18 protein-coding genes are annotated in these 17,207 nt (G+C 61.9%); 9 read left to right on the top strand and 9 right to left on the bottom strand.

What is annotated here, in order from left to right; translation table 11 throughout:
- Positions 1-173 precede the first annotated feature (173 nt).
- From AC0L26_RS30195 to AC0L26_RS30175, 5 genes are all read left to right on the top strand, one after another.
- Positions 174-1,151, top strand: coding sequence for a substrate-binding domain-containing protein (locus AC0L26_RS30195; RefSeq protein WP_473635841.1), 978 nt, complete (start codon positions 174-176; stop codon positions 1,149-1,151).
- Positions 1,152-1,287: 136 nt separating this feature from the next.
- Positions 1,288-2,337, top strand: coding sequence for a zinc-dependent alcohol dehydrogenase family protein (locus AC0L26_RS30190; protein WP_473635840.1), 1,050 nt, complete (start codon positions 1,288-1,290; stop codon positions 2,335-2,337).
- 3 nt (positions 2,338-2,340) lie between these two features.
- On the top strand, positions 2,341-3,234 hold the full coding sequence (locus tag AC0L26_RS30185) for an aldose 1-epimerase (RefSeq protein WP_473635839.1): 894 nt from the start codon (positions 2,341-2,343) through the stop codon (positions 3,232-3,234).
- Positions 3,235-3,248: 14 nt separating this feature from the next.
- Entirely contained in the window at positions 3,249-4,244 is a 996-nt protein-coding gene (locus AC0L26_RS30180) for an ABC transporter permease (protein ID WP_473635838.1), read from the top strand.
- Between the two features lie 22 nt (positions 4,245-4,266).
- The gene (locus AC0L26_RS30175; protein WP_473635837.1) at positions 4,267-5,778 is read left to right on the top strand and encodes a sugar ABC transporter ATP-binding protein; all 1,512 of its coding nucleotides are present in this window, start codon (positions 4,267-4,269) and stop codon (positions 5,776-5,778) included.
- 35 nt (positions 5,779-5,813) lie between these two features.
- Here the strand turns inward: AC0L26_RS30175 and AC0L26_RS30170 are convergent, their stop codons facing one another.
- Both AC0L26_RS30170 and AC0L26_RS30165 read right to left on the bottom strand, forming a co-directional pair.
- Entirely contained in the window at positions 5,814-6,140 is a 327-nt protein-coding gene (locus AC0L26_RS30170) for an antibiotic biosynthesis monooxygenase family protein (RefSeq protein WP_473635836.1), read from the bottom strand.
- Between the two features lie 23 nt (positions 6,141-6,163).
- Positions 6,164-7,051: an alpha/beta fold hydrolase gene (locus tag AC0L26_RS30165; protein WP_473635835.1), complete on the bottom strand. Its 888-nt coding sequence runs from the start codon at positions 7,049-7,051 to the stop codon at positions 6,164-6,166.
- A gap of 293 nt (positions 7,052-7,344) precedes the next feature.
- Here AC0L26_RS30165 and AC0L26_RS30160 point away from each other — a divergent pair, with 293 nt between their 5' ends.
- The 3 genes from AC0L26_RS30160 (at position 7,345) to AC0L26_RS30150 (ending at position 9,941) form a co-directional block, all read left to right on the top strand.
- The gene (locus AC0L26_RS30160) at positions 7,345-7,725 is read left to right on the top strand and encodes a c-type cytochrome (protein ID WP_473635861.1); all 381 of its coding nucleotides are present in this window, start codon (positions 7,345-7,347) and stop codon (positions 7,723-7,725) included.
- 111 nt (positions 7,726-7,836) lie between these two features.
- A complete protein-coding gene (locus AC0L26_RS30155; protein ID WP_473635834.1) occupies positions 7,837-8,784 on the top strand; it encodes a heme o synthase in 948 nt (315 codons plus the stop codon).
- Between the two features lie 338 nt (positions 8,785-9,122).
- A complete protein-coding gene (locus AC0L26_RS30150) occupies positions 9,123-9,941 on the top strand; it encodes a DUF2189 domain-containing protein (protein ID WP_473635833.1) in 819 nt (272 codons plus the stop codon).
- Positions 9,942-9,999: 58 nt separating this feature from the next.
- Here AC0L26_RS30150 and AC0L26_RS30145 read toward each other — a convergent pair whose 3' ends face one another.
- The 6 genes from AC0L26_RS30145 to coxB form a co-directional block, all read right to left on the bottom strand.
- A complete protein-coding gene (locus AC0L26_RS30145) occupies positions 10,000-10,473 on the bottom strand; it encodes an aminoacyl-tRNA deacylase (RefSeq protein WP_352938339.1) in 474 nt (157 codons plus the stop codon).
- A 183-nt stretch (positions 10,474-10,656) separates the two neighbouring features.
- Entirely contained in the window at positions 10,657-11,061 is a 405-nt protein-coding gene (locus tag AC0L26_RS30140; RefSeq protein ID WP_473635832.1) for a cytochrome C oxidase subunit IV family protein, read from the bottom strand.
- Positions 11,062-11,092: 31 nt separating this feature from the next.
- Complete coding sequence (locus tag AC0L26_RS30135) at positions 11,093-11,815, bottom strand: heme-copper oxidase subunit III family protein (RefSeq protein ID WP_473635831.1); 723 nt, start codon at positions 11,813-11,815, stop codon at positions 11,093-11,095.
- Between the two features lie 13 nt (positions 11,816-11,828).
- On the bottom strand, positions 11,829-12,533 hold the full coding sequence (locus tag AC0L26_RS30130; protein ID WP_473635830.1) for a cytochrome c oxidase subunit 3: 705 nt from the start codon (positions 12,531-12,533) through the stop codon (positions 11,829-11,831).
- Positions 12,530-14,299 (bottom strand): cytochrome c oxidase subunit I, encoded by a 1,770-nt coding sequence (gene ctaD / locus AC0L26_RS30125; protein WP_473635829.1) that lies wholly within the window; start codon positions 14,297-14,299, stop codon positions 12,530-12,532. Before ctaD ends, AC0L26_RS30130 begins: the two co-directional genes overlap by 4 nt.
- Positions 14,300-14,384: 85 nt before the next feature.
- Positions 14,385-15,200, bottom strand: coding sequence for a cytochrome c oxidase subunit II (coxB, locus tag AC0L26_RS30120; RefSeq protein ID WP_354491198.1), 816 nt, complete (start codon positions 15,198-15,200; stop codon positions 14,385-14,387).
- Positions 15,201-15,660: 460 nt separating this feature from the next.
- Here coxB and AC0L26_RS30115 point away from each other — a divergent pair, with 460 nt between their 5' ends.
- The gene (locus tag AC0L26_RS30115; RefSeq protein WP_473635828.1) at positions 15,661-16,185 is read left to right on the top strand and encodes a hypothetical protein; all 525 of its coding nucleotides are present in this window, start codon (positions 15,661-15,663) and stop codon (positions 16,183-16,185) included.
- 27 nt (positions 16,186-16,212) lie between these two features.
- Here AC0L26_RS30115 and AC0L26_RS30110 read toward each other — a convergent pair whose 3' ends face one another.
- On the bottom strand, positions 16,213-17,121 hold the full coding sequence (locus tag AC0L26_RS30110) for a LysR family transcriptional regulator (protein WP_473635827.1): 909 nt from the start codon (positions 17,119-17,121) through the stop codon (positions 16,213-16,215).
- Between the last annotated feature and the right edge of the window lie 86 nt (positions 17,122-17,207).

Genomic DNA, 17,207 nt, shown 5'->3' with positions numbered 1-17,207 from the left:
GTGAGAAAGGCGTTGACAGCCGTATCAAACATAGTATCTATAAATTAGTTTGATCCGATCTAGATGTTACGTCGATCTCGGATTGGGCAAGTCCCGTAGGGAGAGGTTGCCTGCAGTCCGACTTGGCTGCGGCGCCGCAACGGGCACAATTCACCATCCGTTGGGAGGACGACATGAAATCCATAAAGCAGTTTGCAATCGCAGCGCTTGCGGCCGCCACGGTTGGTTCGGCGGCAGCGCCGGCGCTAGCCGATTCGACCGGCATCGGCGCCATTTATCTCGACGATGTCGGTTTCTATGCCGCCGTGCGCAAAGGCATCCAGGACAGCGCCAAATCGATGGGCAAGGAGGTCGACCTGCTGGAGACCAATGCCCGCGCCGATCCGGGCGCCGAGGCCTCTTTCATCGACCGCCTGATCTCTGCAGACGTCAAGGCGATCATCCTATCGGCCGTCTCTGCCGACGGTTCGGTGCGCGCCATCAGGCGGGCGCATGAGGCCGGCATTCCGGTCGTGTGCTACAACACCTGCATCAACGACGCCGACATGAAGAAACATGTCTATGCCTATGCGGTTGCCGATCCGACGGAGTTCGGCCGCCAGCTCGGCGACGTCGCGGCCGATTATTTCATCGCTCAGGGCATCAAGGAGCCGAAGATCGGCGTGCTGAACTGCGAATTCGTCGAGGTTTGCGTCAAGCGCCGCGAGGGCTTCGAAGCAGCGCTCAAGGTCAAGGTTCCCGGCTATGTCATCGCTGCGAACCAGCGGGGCACGGTGCTCGATGACGCCGTTTCGGTGAGCGACCAGATGCTGTCGGCCAATCCTGAAATCAACGCCTTCTTCGGCGAGGGCGGCGATGCCGGCACCGGTGCGGTGCGGACCATCAAGCAGCGCGGCCTGACCGGGAAGGTCGTCGTCTTTGCCGCCGACATGACGTCTTCGGCCGCGACCGAACTTGCCGACTTCTCGGTGATGAAGGCAGTCGCGGACGTGTCCGGCCAAGGCATCGGCAAGCTGGCGTTGGAACAGGCGCTGAATGGCGCCGAGGGCAAGAAGGCCGCCGACATCATCGTGCCGATGGGCATTTCGATCTTCAAATCGGCCGACGATGCCAAGAAGTGGCTCGAAACCCACAAGGACGGCCTTTCCTGATCGCATCCTCCCGAACCATGCGATACTGGCCGCCGCATCCCGGCGGCCAGTCCTTTCGGGAACTGATAACCTTTCGGGAAACCGACAATCTCGGATACTGCCCGCGGTCGAAAGAACCGGGGTCCGGAGCCTGATCATGCCAAAAATGCTTGCCGCCTACCTTCCCGGCAATTCCACTGTCGACCTGCGCGAAATTGACCGCCCGCAGCCAGGCATAGGCCAGGTGCTTCTGAAGATGAAGGCGTCCGGCATCTGCGGCAGCGACATCCACTACATCTATCACAAGCATCTCGGCGACGATCCGCGCACGTCCTATCAGGGCGTGGTGGCGGGCCACGAGCCGGCCGGTCAGGTCGTCGAGCTTGGCGCCGGCTGCCGGCATTTCAAGCCGGGCGACCGTGTCGCCGTCTATCATATTTCCGGCTGCGGCTTCTGCCGCAACTGCCGCAAGGGGTTTCAGATCTCCTGCACCGACCCGCAGCGCGCCGCCTATGGCTGGCAGCGCGATGGCGGCCACGCCGAATATCTCGTCGCCGACGAGCGCGACCTTGTGCATCTGCCTGACACGCTGTCCTATCGCGACGGCTGCTTCATCTCGTGCGGCGTCGGCACCGCTTACGAAGCGGTGCTGCGCGGCAATATTTCGGGCAGTGACGCGGTCCTCGTCGTCGGCCTCGGGCCGGTCGGTATGGCAGCGCTGATGCTGGCCAAGGGCCGTGGCGCACGCCTGGCCATCGGCGTCGACACCCAGCCCGACCGGGTCGAGACAGCGAGGAAGCTTGGTCTGCTCGACCACGGTCTCGTCGCCGGACCGGACGCGCTCGACGCCATCAATGAATTGACCAAGGGCGGTGCTGCGGTCGCCATCGACTGCTCCGGCAATCCGCGCGGGAGGGTGCTGGCGCTGCAGGCGACGCGCACCTGGGGACGCTGCGTCTATATCGGCGAAACCGGCAAGGTCGAGTTCGACGTCAGCGACGACCTTCTGCACCGCCAACGCACCATCTACGGCTCATGGGTGACCAGCGTCCACAATATGGACCAGTGCTGCGAGGATCTCGACGCGTGGGGCCTGCACCCGCAAGACATCATCACCGATGCCTTCCCGCTGGAAAAAGCGCCCGCGGCCTATGCGCTGATGGCAGGCGGACGCTCCGGAAAAGTCATCGTCGAATTCCCGGACTGAACGATGGCCGATATCGACATCGCCAATGACGCACTGGGCCTCACTGTCACCACGACCGGTGGAGCGGTCTGGCGGTTTGTATCGCGCTCGGGCGGTGTCGAGACGCCGCTGTTTCGCGAGCCGCCGCAGGGACCGGAACGAGAAGCGCTGAAATCGGGCTGCTTTCCGCTGGTGCCTTTCGGCAACCGGGTGCGCGACAACCGCTTTTCCTTCGAAGGCCGGGAGTATTCGCTCAAACCCAACATGGATTGGGACAAGCACTATCTGCATGGCGACGGCTGGACCGGCGAATGGCAGATTGTCCGCCAGACGAGCACCGAGATCGTACTTGTGTTCAGCCATCGCAGCGACGGCACTCCATATGTCTACGATGCCGAACAGCGCTTTTCGATCGACGGCTCTACACTGACGACGACACTGTCGGTCACCAATCGCGGCGAGTTCGCGCTCCCATTTGGCCTCGGCTGGCATCCCTATTTTCCGCTGACGAAAGGAACCACGCTCAAGGCGGCGGCTCGCTCCTGTTGGGACGAGGATTCATCCTGGCTGCCGACCGTCGAGCATCCGGTCGCCGGTGATATCGACTTCGCCCAGCCGCGCGACCTGCCGCGCCGCTGGGTCAACACGGTTTTCGAGGGCTGGAACGGCGCGGCTGACATCGACTGGCCCGAAAGCGGGATTTCACTGACGATCGATGCCGATCCCATCTTTTCCCGCTATCTGGTCTTCGTTTCCGATCCGGCCTTCGATGCCGGTTACGACTATGATTTCTTCTGTTTCGAACCGATGAGCCACAGCGCTGACGGGCATAACATGCCCACTGGCGGCGGGCTGGTGAGGCTGGCGCCCGGTGAAAGCCTCACAGGCTCCGTTCGCTACACCTGCCAGCGGCCTTGACGAGGAAGATTGCGATGAGCGTCACCACAACCACAACCGACCGTCGGCGCGGCTTTCGCCTGTTTGCGCTCGACATGAACGAGATCGGCCTGATCGTCATTTTGCTTCTGCTCTATTTCGGCTTCGGCGCGACCACCAACGGCTTTCTGTCGGCCAACAACCATCTGTCGCTGCTGCGCGACGCGGCCTCCATCGCCATTGCCGCCTGGGCGGTGGCGCTGATAATCATCGCCGGCGAGATCGACGTCAGTGTCGGGCCGATGGTCGCTTTCACCTCCGTCTGCCTGGCCTTCATGCTGAAAGCCGACGTCAACGTCGCGCTCGCCATCCTGGCCGCACTTGCCATCGGCGGCGCGCTCGGTACCTTCGCCGGATCGTTGCGTGCCTATTTCGGAGTGCCGTCCTTCGTCGCCACGCTCGGCCTGTGGAGCGCGCTGCGCGGCATGTCGTTCTTCACCACCAACGCGCTGCCGGTCACCTTTCCCGATAACACCTTCCTCGACATCCTTGCCGACAACATGTTCGGCATCCCCACCTCGGCCATCGTCATGCTGGTGCTGTTCGCCGTCTTCTCCTTCATCAGCCAGAAGACCGCCTATGGCCGGTCGATCTTCGCCGTCGGTGGCAATGCCAATGCGGCCGAACTCTGCGGCATCAATGTTGCGCGCATTCGCGTGCTGATCTTCACCACGTCGGGCGTGATGGCGGCACTTGCCGGCGTGCTGTTGACGGCGCGGCTCGGCTCCGGCAATGCCGGCACCGCCTCCGGCCTCGAATTCGACGTGATCGCCGCCGTCGTCATCGGCGGCACGGCGCTGTCGGGCGGGCGCGGCTCGATGCTCGGCACGCTGCTCGGCGTCTTCGTCATCACGCTGATCGGCAACGGGCTGGTGCTGCGCGGCATCAATCCGTTCTTCCAGGAAGTGGTGCGCGGCGTCATCATCGTTGCAGCAGTGCTCGCCAACATCCTGGTCACGCGCTATCGCGAACGCCGCATTTTCGGCGCGTGACGGAAACCCGCGAGGATCAGCCATGCAGACCGCCCGCCAGCAGGATCCGCAGACCTTGGTAGCCGCCGTAAGTGGCGCCACCAAGCATTATCCCGGCGTGCTGGCGCTGGACGATGTCGATTTCGAGATCAGCCGCGGCGAAGTCCGCGCCCTGCTCGGCAAGAACGGTGCGGGGAAATCGACACTGATCCGGCTGCTGACCGGGGCCACGGTGCCAGACAGCGGCGAGATCGCCATCGATGGCGCGGCGCTGACCGGTTCCGGCACCCAGCGCACGGTCGAAGCGGCCCGGCTCGGCGTGCGCGCCGTCTATCAAGAGCTCAGCCTGATTGTCGGCATGAGCATTGCGGAGAACCTGTTCCTTGGCCGCTGGCCGTCCAGCATGGGCGTGCTTTCCCATGGCGACATGGAGCATCAGGCGCGCGAGACGCTGGCCCGGCTCGGCCTGACGCTCGATCCGCGCCGCCGCGTCGCAACGCTGAGCCCGGCCGAACGGCAGCTCGTCGAGATCGCGCGCGTCATGATCGGCGAGCCGAAGCTTGTCATCCTCGACGAGCCGACCAGTTCGCTCGCGGCAGCCGAGGTCGAGCTTCTGTTCAAGGCCGTGCGTAGCCTGGCCGCCGCCGGCATAGCGGTGATCTATGTCAGCCACCGCATGAGCGAGATAAGACAGATCGCCGAAGCCGCCACGGTGATGCGCGACGGCAAGGTTGCGGGGACCGTCGAGGTCGCCGGCGCCGACACCGCCGAGATCATCCGGCTGATGCTCGGCCGCAGCGGCCAGGAAGATCGGCTCGTCGGCGAGGCGAGGGGAGGCGATACCGTACTGTCGGTGCGCGATCTTGCCGTGCCGCCAAAGCTTTCGGGTGTTTCGTTCGATCTGAAGCGCGGCGAGGTGCTGGGATTTGCCGGCCTGCTCGGCTCGGGTCGCACCGAGTTGCTGAGGGCGATCGGCGGGCTCGATGCCTTGCGCGCCGGCACGGTCCTGCTCGACGAAAAGGACATCACCCGCGGCTCCTATGGCGAGCGGGTCAAGAGCGGGATCGGCATGACGCCGGAAAGCCGCAAGGAAGACGGTATCATGCCGCTGCTCGGCGTGGACGAAAACACCGTTGCTACCGATTTCTCGAAGGTGGCGGTCAACGGCGTCATCTCGGCGTCGAGGATGGCGGAAGCGGCCGGCGACATCATCCGTCGTATCGGCATCAAAACGGCGCGTGTCGATACGCCGGTCGGCACGCTTTCTGGCGGCAACCAGCAGAAAGTGGTGATCGGCCGCTGGGTGTATGCCGGCAGCCGGATCCTGCTGCTCGACGAGCCGACCCGTGGTGTCGATGTCGAAGCGAAATCGCAGATCTATGCTCTCATCCGCCAGCTTGCCGCCGAGGGCAAAAGCATCATTTTCGTGTCCAGCGAGATCGAGGAACTGCCGAAGGTCTGCGACCGGGTCCTGGTGTTGAAGGACGGGAACTTCGTGCAGGAATTTTCGGCACCGGGGATTGAGACCGATACGCTGATGGCCGCCTGCCTTTAGGGCTCCGCTGACGAAAATCGCGTCACCGCCGCTGCCTAATCGCGAGGCGACTGATTGACGAGGATCCGCATCACGGTCACTCGCTTTGGCAGTTCGACGAGAAACTCTTCGTCGCGCGGCAGGTGATGGATCTTGTGCGGATCGTCGCCGGTGAAACTCGCCATGGCGTCGACGTCAGGCCAGTACGAGATCGTCACGAACTCCGTTTCTTCTTCGCGATCTTCGCGAAACAACTGCACGCCAAGCGCCTTCTCCTCAAGCGGCGGAATGCCTTCGCGACGCAGATATGGCTCGTAGGCGTCTGCCAGATCGCGGCGCGTCCTTCCCCGCCAGATCTGGGCAATTGTGGCGTTGTCGTTCATGAAGCGCTCCTCTGTGCGGGCGATTAATGCAGGACCTCTCCGAGAAACCCTCGCACCAGGGGCAGGGCGGCCTCGAAATGGGTTTCCAGCAGCCAATGCCCTGCGTCGTTCAGCAAATGCAGCTTGGCCTCCGGGAGATCGCGCAGATAGGCGCGCGCTGCCGGCTCGGGCATGTACTCGTCCTTCGGCCCCCAAATGATCATTGCCGGCGGCCGCTGTTCGCGCAGGTATTCCTGGTAACGAGGGAACCAGTCGAGGTTAGCCTTGAGCTTCTCCATCAGTCCGACCGAAAGTGCGCGGCGCACCGGCGTATCCATCAGCGGCCAATGCAATTTCCACAGATCGGGCGGGACACGTCGGGCGACGTCGTCATCGACTTCGCCGACGAACTCGGCGCGAAAGCCGTCCTCGCTCACCGCTTCTTCCAGCGGCGCGCGGTTCGCCGGTGAAGGATCCCACCAGAAGCGCTGGATCGTTTCGTATTTGGGGCCAAGCGCATCCGCGTAGATGTCGCCGTTCTGGATGATGAGGGCCCTGATCCGCGATGGATGCGCTATAGCGTGGCGCAGGCCGATCTGAGAGCCATAGTCGTGCAGCCACAGCGCGTAGCTGCCGAGCCCCAGCGCGTCGGCGAACCGCTCCAGGAAAGTCGCGTAGGCGTCGAAATCATAGCCGAACCGTGCCGGATCTGGGGTTCCACTGTAGCCAAAGCCGGGGAAGTCCGGCGCGACAGTCCGCCACCGATCGGCGAGCGCCGGCATCAGCCGGCGATACTGGAAGGATGAGCAGGGATAGCCATGCGGAAGCAGCAACACCGGCGCGGCTTGAGGGCCTGCCTCTCTGTAGAAGACCGTCTCGCCGTCGATCGTGAGGGTGCCGTGGCGCACCTCCAGGACGCTGCTGTCGTTCATGGACGCTTCTCTGATCGTTGATCTTGCTGACGCTGAACCGTAGCTGCTCTAACGCCTTTGGCCGGCATGCGTTCCGACCGCGTTCGACGCCGATCGAACTGCCCGTTGCTTCGGCGGCAAATCTTGCTGGTCGGCTTCTTCTATCTGCCAGCCAGATTCTGTGGTATGTAGATGCCGCAATTCCATACGGCAGAAGCGGATATTCCGCTCTGTCGCGCAAGGGGCGCATGCCGGCGAAATGCCGGCACGCGCAGATCGTCCAACGCAGATTTGGCGGTCGGGGAGGAAATGCCATGCGCGTGATCGCTTTTGTCGCCGCCGTGTCCGCTGCGACGTTTATCACCAACCAATCCCAGGCACAGGATGCCGCCGCGGGTGAGAAGGTCTTCACCAAATGCAAGGTCTGTCACGTCGTCGACAAGGATCAGAACAAGGTCGGCCCGTCATTGAGCGGCGTCATCGGCCGAACGGCCGGCACGCATCCGGGGTTCAAATATTCTAAAGCCATGACCGAGGCCGGTAAATCCGGCGTGAAATGGGATGAAGCCACGCTGACGAATTATCTTCGCGATCCCAAAGCCATGATCAAAGGTGGGAAGATGGCGTTTCCCGGTCTCAAGAAGGACGAGGACCTCGCCAATGTCATCGCCTATCTGAAGCAATTCTCCAAATGACGCGGTTCTTCCGCCAGGAAGTAACCCGGTTCTTCCGCCAGGAAGTAACCTGGCTCTTCCGCCGGCCGATCGGCCGGCCAGATTGCCTGCCCCCATCTGGGGTCGCCTGAAATGTCGGCTCGGGAAAGCGGCCTCAAGGATACCGGTATCCGGATCTCGGAAGCGACGGTCGCTGATTTCTTCGCGCTTCTGAAACCCCGTGTCATGGCGCTTGCCGTCTTTACCGCTTTCGTCGGCCTGATGGTGGCGCCCGGAATGACCAATCCGGTCATCGCCGTGATTGCCATCGGCGCAATTGCAGTTGGAGCAGGAGCGGCGGGGGCGCTCAACATGTGGTACGATGCCGATATTGATGCGTTGATGTCGCGCACGTCAAAGCGGCCAGTCCCTTCAGGCCGGGTCACGCCAGGCGAAGCTCTCGGCTTTGGCCTGGTACTTTCCGTGCTTTCGGTCCTGACGCTCGGTGTGCTGGTAGGATGGCTTGCCGCATCGCTGCTGGCCTTCACCATCTTCTTCTACGTCGTCATCTACACGATGTGGCTGAAACGCTCGACGCCGCAGAACATCGTCATAGGCGGCGCAGCCGGTGCCCTTCCTCCTGTCATCGGGTGGGCGGCGGCCACCGGCGCCGTCGGGATCGAGAGCTTCGTTCTGTTTCTCATCATCTTCTTGTGGACGCCGCCGCACTTCTGGGCACTCGCGCTGTTCAAGATCGGCGACTATGCGGCGGCCGGCATCCCGATGATGCCGAACGTGGCCGGCCAGGCTTCAACCCGAAAACAGATCTTCGTCTATTCGCTGATCCTGGCGCCAATCGGCGTGTTACCCTGGGCTTTTGGATTCGCGAGCGGATTCTACGGGATTGTTTCGGCCGCATTGGGCGCGGGCTTCATCTGGCATGCCTGGAAGCTTCTGGTCGACAAAAGCGGAGGTGAAGGGCGGGAGACGAAACGCGCAAAGGCGCTGTTTGCCTATTCGATTTTCTATCTTTTCGCGATCTTTGCCGTGCTGCTTGCCGACACAATTGCAATGCGTGCCGTCATGTCGGCCGGAAATTGACGGCACCTGCCTGAACAAGGTCTGTCCTAACCTGCTCAAATCTCACGTTGGCAGCGCACAGAAACCCAGCAACAGCAGAATAACTATGCCAAGGCCGAGTATGAGAACGGTCTTTCCATCCATGACCTTCACCCCTTCAACCCACTTTGGAGATTATCGAAGAAAGGCCGTTAGAGCTAGCCTGATCACCGGAGCCGCGCTGTTCTGACAAAGGGCGACAAACGCCATGCAAGAGAGTATGTTGATCATGGTGCAGGTCGCGGTTTTGCGTGGCCAGTCACGCTGAACGACGGCACCGTGAACCGCGACCTTACCGGACCTGGTCTGGAGGAATGGTCATGGCAAGTTTTCACGTGATTGCAGGCGCCAGCGAGACGCTGGAACACACCAGAATTCGAAAAATCGGCGTTTCCGACCTTTTCGACGCGCTCAAACGCGGCGTCGACGATTTCATGGTCAAACCGTCGCACATCGTTTTCCTCTGCCTGATCTATCCGCTTGTCGGCGTCGTGCTCGCCGTCTGGACATCGGGCAACAACGCGCTGCCGCTGCTGTTTCCGCTGGTGTCGGGTTTTGCGCTGATCGGTCCATTCGCGGCGCTCGGCCTCTATGAGATCAGCCGGCGACGGGAGGCCGGGCTCGACGCCTCGTGGAGCCACGCCTTCGAGATCAGGAATTCTCCGGCGCTGCCGGCCATCGCGGCGGTCGGTGTCATGTTGCTTGCGATCTTCATCGCCTGGCTTTTGACCGCGCAGCTGTTCTACCAGCAGGTGTTCGGCCCGGCCCCGCCGGAATCGCTGTCGAGCTTCATCAGTGAAATATTCGCCACCGGCCGCGGCTGGACGCTGATTATCCTCGGCCACGCGATCGGCTTCGTCTTCGCCGCGGTCGTGCTGTGCACCACAGTCGTCGCGTTCCCGTTGTTGCTCGACCGCGACGTCGGCGCCTATGAAGCCATCCACACCTCCGTGCGGGTGGTCCTGGCGAATCCGGTCGTGATGGCCGTCTGGGGCCTGATCGTCGCCGTCGCGCTGATCATCGGCTCGCTGCCGGTGTTCGCCGGGCTGGCGGTGGTGCTGCCGATCCTCGGTCACGCCACCTGGCACGTCTATCGCAAAGTTGTAGAATCGCCGGCCTCGGCCAAGCCGGCCGACTGAAAAATCCGGCCTTTGCCGCACCGGCGAGAGCGCCGGTGCGGCAGGCTGGCCAGAGTGTTCAGTAGGCCGGGTAGCTAAAGCGGGCCTGGCGGGCGTCGCTGGTCAGGTTGCGGAAATCCTTGCCGCTGACATGCACCAGCGTCCTGTGGTCGCCACCCTCGAAATAGATGTCGGCGGCCTTGCCGAGGCTTTCATCGAGAATAACAGGCACATCGTAGGCCGCGCCGATCGGCGGGATGGCGCCGGTGTCGCAATCCTGGAAAATCGACTCCACCTCGTCTTCGGAGGCCAGGCCGATGCGTTGATCCATGACGTCCTGCAACGTTCCGAGTTCGATCCTGTGGGTGCTGGGGACCACGGCCAGCGCATAGCCGCGGTCGTGGTGAACGACCACCGACTTGGCCATTATGCTGCCGGGCACATGGGCCGCTATGGCGGACTGCCTGCTTGTCGAGGTGCGGTGGTGCTCGACGGTGTCATAGGAAATTCCTTTCCCGTCGATAAAGTCCTTCAGTTTGTTGGCGATCGTCATCTTGAGCCTCCCTTGCTGGAGTTCGCGACGGAGAAGCGGCGAAAATCGTTCTCCTCCTGTCGTTTCCGGTGGACAAAAATGGGCCACCTGTCGATCGTTTCAAGGCAAGGCAGAGCGGGCCGCAAAACAGCAGTTGGGCTCTTGACGGGAAATGTGCCGAAAAAGCCCGAACCGGATTGCGCGTCAGGGACCGGCCCCAAAAAACACCGTCCGGGTGAGGAGCGTGTAATCCGATTCGAAGACCATCATCGCCACGAACACCAGCACCAATATAGGCGGCAAGATGATCGCATATGTCAGCGCCAGCCGTTCCCAGGCCATGTGCATGAAGACGGCGACAATCAGCCCGGCCTTGAGCATCATGAAGATCAAAATCAGCGACCATCTGAGATAGCCCTGAAGGCCGATGTAATCGACCAGATAGGAGCAGGCGCTGAGGATGAACAGCCATGCCCAGACCACCAGATAGAGCTTGATCGGATGCTCCTGATGAACCTCCGCAGGGGCGACGCCGGTTGGCGTCCCTTCATGCGCTTGAGCTCCGTGCAGCGTGTGTTGTCCCAGGCCGTTTGCGGTTGCTTCAGCCATATCTGCCTCTCACCAAAGCCATTTCTGCCTCTCACCAAAGGTAGAAGAATGCGAAAATGAACACCCAGACCAGGTCGACGAAATGCCAGTAGAGTCCCATGATCTCGACATGCTCGTAGTTGCCCTTGCGGCTGGTGAAGAATCCAGGCCGTCCTGTGTCGTAATCGCCGCGCCAGACCTTTCGCGCCACGATGATCAGGAAGATCACCCCGAACGTCACATGGGTGCCGTGGAAGCCGGTGATCATGAAGAAGGATGATCCGAACTGCGCCGCCCCCCACGGGTTACCCCAGGGCCGCACCCCTTCGCTGATCAGCTTGGTCCATTCGAACGCCTGCATGCCGACGAAGGTCGCGCCGAGTACGGCGGTCAGAAGCATGAGAATCGCCGTCTTGCGGCGGTCGCGGCGGTAGCCGAAATTGACCGCCATCGCCATCGTTCCGCTGCTCGAGATCAGCACGAAAGTCATGATGGCGATAAGGATCAGCGGAACATTCGAGCCGCCAATATGAAGGGCAAAGACCTCGCTCGGATTGGGCCACGGCACTCGGGTGGACATGCGCGCGGTCATGTAGGAGAGCAGGAAGCAGCCGAAGACGAAGGTGTCGCTGAGCAGGAAGATCCACATCATGGCCTTGCCCCAGGACACGTTCTTGAACGCGCGCTGATCCGAGGACCAATCGGCGGCGACGCCTTGCAAGCCCGCCGGCCGCGGCTGTGTCCGGCCGATATGCGTCAGTGTCGTGTCTGCCATCCGCCCGGCCCTCCTAGGTCAGCAACTCTCGGCAAATCTCGATAAAAGTCGCGGCCCAGCCAGCCAGAAGCGCGAAAATGGCGAGCCAGACGAAAAGCAGGAAATGCCAGTACATGGCGCACAGTTCGACGCTGAGACGAAGCCGCTCCGGCCGCGCTCCGTCCCAGGCGCCGGCAGTCGTTCTGCCCAAGGCGACCAGCCCTCCCAGTATGTGCAGGCCATGCATCCCGGTTATCAGGTAGAAGAAACTGTTTGCCGGATTGGCGGTCAGAAAGTAGCCGTCGGCGGTCAGTTCCCGCCATGCCACAAGCTGCCCGATCAGGAAGGCAAGGGCGGTGAGCCCGGCCGTGACGAGGCCGAGCCTGACCGTGTCGATCTGGCCCCGGCGCGCGGCGACCGCGGCGCATTGCAGCGCGACGCTGCTCAGCACCAGCACGCCGGTGTTGAACCAGAGCACGCGCGGCAGCGGCAGCGCCTGCCAGTCCGACAGCGCCATGCGCATGAAATAGGCGCTGGCGAACAGCGCAAACAGGCAGCCGACGATGGCGAGGAAGACGCCGAGGCCGATCTTGGCGGTCGGCAGCGTCGAGCCTTCCATGCCGACAACGTCCCCGATCACACCTTGCTCGAGCCAAGGCTTCGCCATCAGCCGCTGATGGGAAAGCCACCATCCGGCAAAGCCGGCGATCACAAGCAGGAAGACCAGAACGACGCTCATGCCGGCTCCTTGGAGGTGCCGAAGGTGCCCGGCATGTTTTGCGGGATAAAGTCCTCCTTGGCGCCCGGCACGCTGTAGTCATAGGCCCAGCGATAAACGATCGGCAGTTCCTTGCCGAAATTGCCATGGGCGGGCGGTGTTTGCGACGTCTGCCATTCGAGCGTCGTGGCGCGCCACGGATTGCCGCCGGCCTCGCGGCCGTGGCGAATGCTCCAGATCAGATTGAACAGGAACACGACCTGGGCGAAGCCGACGAGGAACGCCATGATGCTGATGAACGAGTTCAGATCGTGGGCCGACTCGGTCATCACCGTCATATCGGTCAGTTCATTGTAGCGGCGCGGCACGCCCATCAGGCCGAGGTAGTGCATGGGAAAGAAGATCAGATAGGCGCCGAGGAAGGTGACCCAGAAATGGAACTGGCCCATTGCCTCGTTCAGCATCCGGCCGGTGACCTTCGGGTACCAGTGATAAATCGCCCCGAAGATCACGAGGATCGGCGCGACGCCCATGACCATATGGAAATGGGCGACGACGAACATCGTGTCCGAGAGCGGAACGTCGACGACGACATTGCCGAGGAATAATCCGGTCAACCCGCCATTGACGAAGGTGACGATGAAGGCCAGGGCAAAGAGCATCGGTATGGTGAGGTGGATGTCGCCGCGCCACAGGGTCAGCACCCAATTGTAGACCTTGATGGCGGTCGGAATGGCGATGATCAACGTCGTGGTGGCGAAGAAGAAACCGAAGTAGGGATGCATGCCGCTGACATACATGTGGTGCGCCCAGACCACGAAGCTCAGCGCGCCGATGCCGACGATGGCCCAGACCATCATCCGGTAGCCGAAGATGTTCTTGCGCGCATGGGTACTGATCAGGTCGGATACGATGCCGAAGGCCGGCAGCGCCACGATGTAGACCTCGGGGTGGCCGAAGAACCAGAACAGATGCTGGAACAGGATCGGGCTGCCACCGCCATGCTGCAATTGCTCGCCCATCTCGACGATCGCCGGCATGAAGAAGGAGGTGCCGAGCGCACGGTCGAACAACATCATCACGCAGGCGACAAACAGCGCCGGGAAGGCGAGCAGCGCCATGACGGTCGCGGTGAAGATACCCCAGACGGTCAACGGCAGGCGCATCAGCGTCATGCCGCGCGTGCGGGCCTGCAGCACGGTCACGACGTAATTCAAGCCGCCCATGGTGAAGCCGATGATGAACAGGATCAGCGAGATGAGCATCAGCATGATGCCCCAGTCCTGGCCGCCTGGTGTGCCGGTCATGATCGCCTGCGGCGGGTAGAGCGTCCAGCCGGCACCCGTCGGTCCGCCGGGCGCAAAGAAGCTCGATACCAAAACCAGCACGGCGAGCAGGTAGATCCAGTAGCTCAGCATGTTGACATAGGGAAAGACCATGTCGCGCGCGCCGACCATCAGTGGGATCAGATAGTTGCCGAAACCGCCCAGGAAGAGGGCCGTGAGCAGGTAGATCACCATGATCATGCCGTGCATGGTGATGAACTGGTAGTAGGCTTCAGGGGTGATGAAATCGAACGTGCCGGGGAAGCCGAGCTGCAGCCGCATCAGCCAGGACAGCACCAGCGCCACCAGGCCGATTGCCGTCGCCGTCGCCGAATACTGGATGGCGATGACCTTGGCGTCCTGCGAGAAAACGTATTTCGTCCACCAGCTGTGCGGATGGTAGAGCTCCATTTCCGCGACTTCGGCCGGCGGTACCGCATCTGCAGGTGTGATATCGACCATAGGAACACCTCCGTGCCCTTTTCGGCCAGGCTCGACAGTTCGAGCCCTGCCGTAATTTCAATCACGTCGCCGTCTTTGCCGGCGTCTACTCTGCCGAGCCCACCTGCTGGGGGGCCGACAATTGCGCAAAAGTCTGCTGTTCGCCGAGCCACGCCGTATAATCTTCCTGCGTGTCGACCATGACTACACCATGCATCAAAGGATGCCCTTGCCCGCAAAGTTCGGCGCACAGGACCTGGAAGCTGCCAGTCTTGGTCGGGGTGAACCAGAAATAGGTGACCGAGCCCGGGATCATGTCCATCTTGGCGCGGAATTCCGGCACGTAGAAATCGTGCAGCACATCGATCGAGCGGAGCAGCATCTTGACCGGCTTGCCGACCGGCAGATGGAGATCGGCGGCTTCGACCACGACATCGTCCTGGCCATTGGGATCGCTGGCGATGACGCCAAGCGGATTTTCAGCGGTGACGTTGCGGGTGTCGGACGTGCCGAGCTTGCCGTCCTTGCCGGGCAGGCGGAAGCTCCACTGCCATTGCTGGCCGACGACTTCGACTTCGGTTGCGTCGCTTGGGACGCTGACAAACTGGTTCCAGACGAACAGGCCAGGGACCAGCATGGCCGTGACCCCGATTGCGGTGGCGATCGTCAGCCACCATTCGAGCCGCCTGTTCTCGGGTTCGTATGCGGCCTGATTGCCTTCCCGATGACGGAAGCGGAAGACGCAATAGGCCATGAATAGGACGACGGCGGCGAAGACCACGCCGGTGATCCAGAAGGTAATGATGATGGTGTTGTCGATATAGTCCCAGTTCGAGGCAATCGGCGTCCACCACCATGGGCTCAGGAAGTGGAACAACACCGAGCCCACGACTACCAAAACGAGTACAAGCGCGGTGGCCATATCCCGTTTCCTCCCGGCATTCCAAGGGCGCGAAGCCGTCCCAGGAAATGCCAAGTGCATCATAGCTCGATTTCCGGTCGAAATTCTAGTGCGGTCTTCCGGCCAGCCGAAAAGGCAATGGCGATGATGTGGATAACGCTAAGAAGAAGAGGGCTGCGGCGAAGAAAAAACCTGCTGCGAGCGCCGAACAACACGGCATTCCGCCGAATTGTGAAAGGACGCCCTCAATGCCGCCTTTTTCGTTGTGACCTTAGAGCGACGTGCGGCCACTTGGACGCACAAAGTACACTCTGAACTCTTATTTTCCTCGCATCGGGCTGTTCGAGAATCGATTCTGATTTTCGTGCGGATGCGGTAGCGACAGATTCGCATCCAAGCAGCGGGTGGCGGCTGGCGATACGAGATCTTGATCATTATCTGGGTTGTGTTGGTGCAAAGTGCAGGGTTGTTGGAGGCATCGTTGAAGCTATTCGTCGGTACCGGAGGCGCGGTCGTAGCAGCGTTCCTCCTCGCCTCGGCCTGCGGCATCGCCCAGGCAAGCAGCGCTCTTGACAATTGGCGGTTCGACACCGGCAGCGGTGGTCTGGTCACGGCCTCGCTGCATGCCACCAACAAGCTCATCACCGGCGGCGGCGCCTTGAGCTACAGCCCGGTCCTGACCATTGCCTGCCGGGCGAATGGCGAACCGCGCTGGAGCGAATGGTTGCAGTTGAACGATGCCGTCTCCGCCAGCCGGACCGTCACCGTGTCGGTGACCGTCGACAAAGCCAGCAAGGTCAACGAAAGCTGGTCGGTCGGCCCGCGCCGCAGGACGCTGGTTCGGGACGGTGCCGACGGTATCAGGCGGCTGGTTTCCGCGGACCGGCTGCTGCTGTCCTGGCGGTTCGGGCTGCTGTCGGGGCGAGGCGAGGCCGATTTCGACCTTGCCGGGGTTGAAGAGGCCGTTGGCCAGATTGCCAACACCTGCAATGCGGAATTGCCTTGATCGGATCGGCAACGCTCGCCTTGACCGCTAAGAGATCCAGTGAGTTATTCCGGCGCAAACGTCTCGAACGCACCCGCGCAGCCAGCGGTGCGCCGGATCGGCATCGAGCCGCGGGTGCCACAAAAGCGAAACCGTGATTTCCGGCAAGGGAACCGGGAGAGGGAAACAGAACATCCCGTCGCGCAGGTTCCCCGTATAGCGCTCGGGAACGCTGGCGATCAGGTCCGAGGCGCGCGCCAGAGCCAGAGCTTCCGAAAAACCGCTGACGACCGTCACGATCTCCCGTCTCAATCCTAACGGCTCAACGGCGTCGTCGATCGGTCCCATGTCGAGGCCGCGACGGGAGACGAGGATGTGCCGGCCAGCTGCATAACGGGCAGGGGTAATCGTGACCTCGCATAGTGGATGCCCCACCCGCACGACGCCGACGAAGCGATCACGGAACAGCGCTTGCGCGCGCACCTCCGGTCCCGTGATCTTTCCGACGACGCCCGTTTCCAGGTCTACGCTGCCGTCCCGTAGCGGCGTGCTGTCCTTGTCCAGCTTCAGCGCAAAACGCAGCCGCACGCCCGGTGCTTGTTCACGGACGCGCGCGATGAGATCCGGCCCGAAATTCTCAACGAAGCCATCCCTGTTTCTAAGGGTGAAGGTTCGCACAAGCCGTTTGAGGTCGAGCGTCTCAACAGGACGCAGAACGGCTTCGGCCTCCTGCACAAGCTGACCGACGCTTTCGCGGAGTTCGATGGCTCGAGGTGTGGGAACGAGGCCGCGTCCGGCCCTGACCAACAGCGGATCGCCCGTCGTCTCACGCAATCGCGCCAGTGCGCGGCTCATCGCCGATGGGCTCAGCCGCAGCCTCTTGGCGGCGCGTGCCACGCTGCCTTCCGTCAGCAGCACGTCAAGGGTGACAAGCAGATTGAGATCGGGATGCGACATAAACGGATCGTAGCATGGCTGGCATGATCTGACATGGCGTCAAACGCAATGAATAAGTGCAAATGATGCGCCTTTCGTCATATCAA

Source organism: Mesorhizobium sp. WSM4823, from assembly GCF_055811195.1.
This window is presented reverse-complemented; position numbering and strand designations above follow the sequence as displayed.

Bases quoted from the DNA above. Each gene is read 5' to 3' on its own strand.
- AC0L26_RS30195 (WP_473635841.1), top strand. From the start codon at position 174: ATGAAATCCATAAAGCAGTTTGCAATCGCAGCGCTTGCGGCCGCCACG.
- AC0L26_RS30190 (WP_473635840.1), top strand. From the start codon at position 1,288: ATGCCAAAAATGCTTGCCGCCTACCTTCCCGGCAATTCCACTGTCGAC.
- AC0L26_RS30185 (WP_473635839.1), top strand. From the start codon at position 2,341: ATGGCCGATATCGACATCGCCAATGACGCACTGGGCCTCACTGTCACC.
- AC0L26_RS30180 (WP_473635838.1), top strand. From the start codon at position 3,249: ATGAGCGTCACCACAACCACAACCGACCGTCGGCGCGGCTTTCGCCTG.
- AC0L26_RS30175 (WP_473635837.1), top strand. From the start codon at position 4,267: ATGCAGACCGCCCGCCAGCAGGATCCGCAGACCTTGGTAGCCGCCGTA.
- AC0L26_RS30170 (WP_473635836.1), bottom strand. From the start codon at position 6,140: ATGAACGACAACGCCACAATTGCCCAGATCTGGCGGGGAAGGACGCGC.
- AC0L26_RS30165 (WP_473635835.1), bottom strand. From the start codon at position 7,051: ATGAACGACAGCAGCGTCCTGGAGGTGCGCCACGGCACCCTCACGATC.
- AC0L26_RS30160 (WP_473635861.1), top strand. From the start codon at position 7,345: ATGCGCGTGATCGCTTTTGTCGCCGCCGTGTCCGCTGCGACGTTTATC.
- AC0L26_RS30155 (WP_473635834.1), top strand. From the start codon at position 7,837: ATGTCGGCTCGGGAAAGCGGCCTCAAGGATACCGGTATCCGGATCTCG.
- AC0L26_RS30150 (WP_473635833.1), top strand. From the start codon at position 9,123: ATGGCAAGTTTTCACGTGATTGCAGGCGCCAGCGAGACGCTGGAACAC.
- AC0L26_RS30145 (WP_352938339.1), bottom strand. From the start codon at position 10,473: ATGACGATCGCCAACAAACTGAAGGACTTTATCGACGGGAAAGGAATT.
- AC0L26_RS30140 (WP_473635832.1), bottom strand. From the start codon at position 11,061: ATGGCTGAAGCAACCGCAAACGGCCTGGGACAACACACGCTGCACGGA.
- AC0L26_RS30135 (WP_473635831.1), bottom strand. From the start codon at position 11,815: ATGGCAGACACGACACTGACGCATATCGGCCGGACACAGCCGCGGCCG.
- AC0L26_RS30130 (WP_473635830.1), bottom strand. From the start codon at position 12,533: ATGAGCGTCGTTCTGGTCTTCCTGCTTGTGATCGCCGGCTTTGCCGGA.
- ctaD (WP_473635829.1), bottom strand. From the start codon at position 14,299: ATGGTCGATATCACACCTGCAGATGCGGTACCGCCGGCCGAAGTCGCG.
- coxB (WP_354491198.1), bottom strand. From the start codon at position 15,200: ATGGCCACCGCGCTTGTACTCGTTTTGGTAGTCGTGGGCTCGGTGTTG.
- AC0L26_RS30110 (WP_473635827.1), bottom strand. From the start codon at position 17,121: ATGTCGCATCCCGATCTCAATCTGCTTGTCACCCTTGACGTGCTGCTG.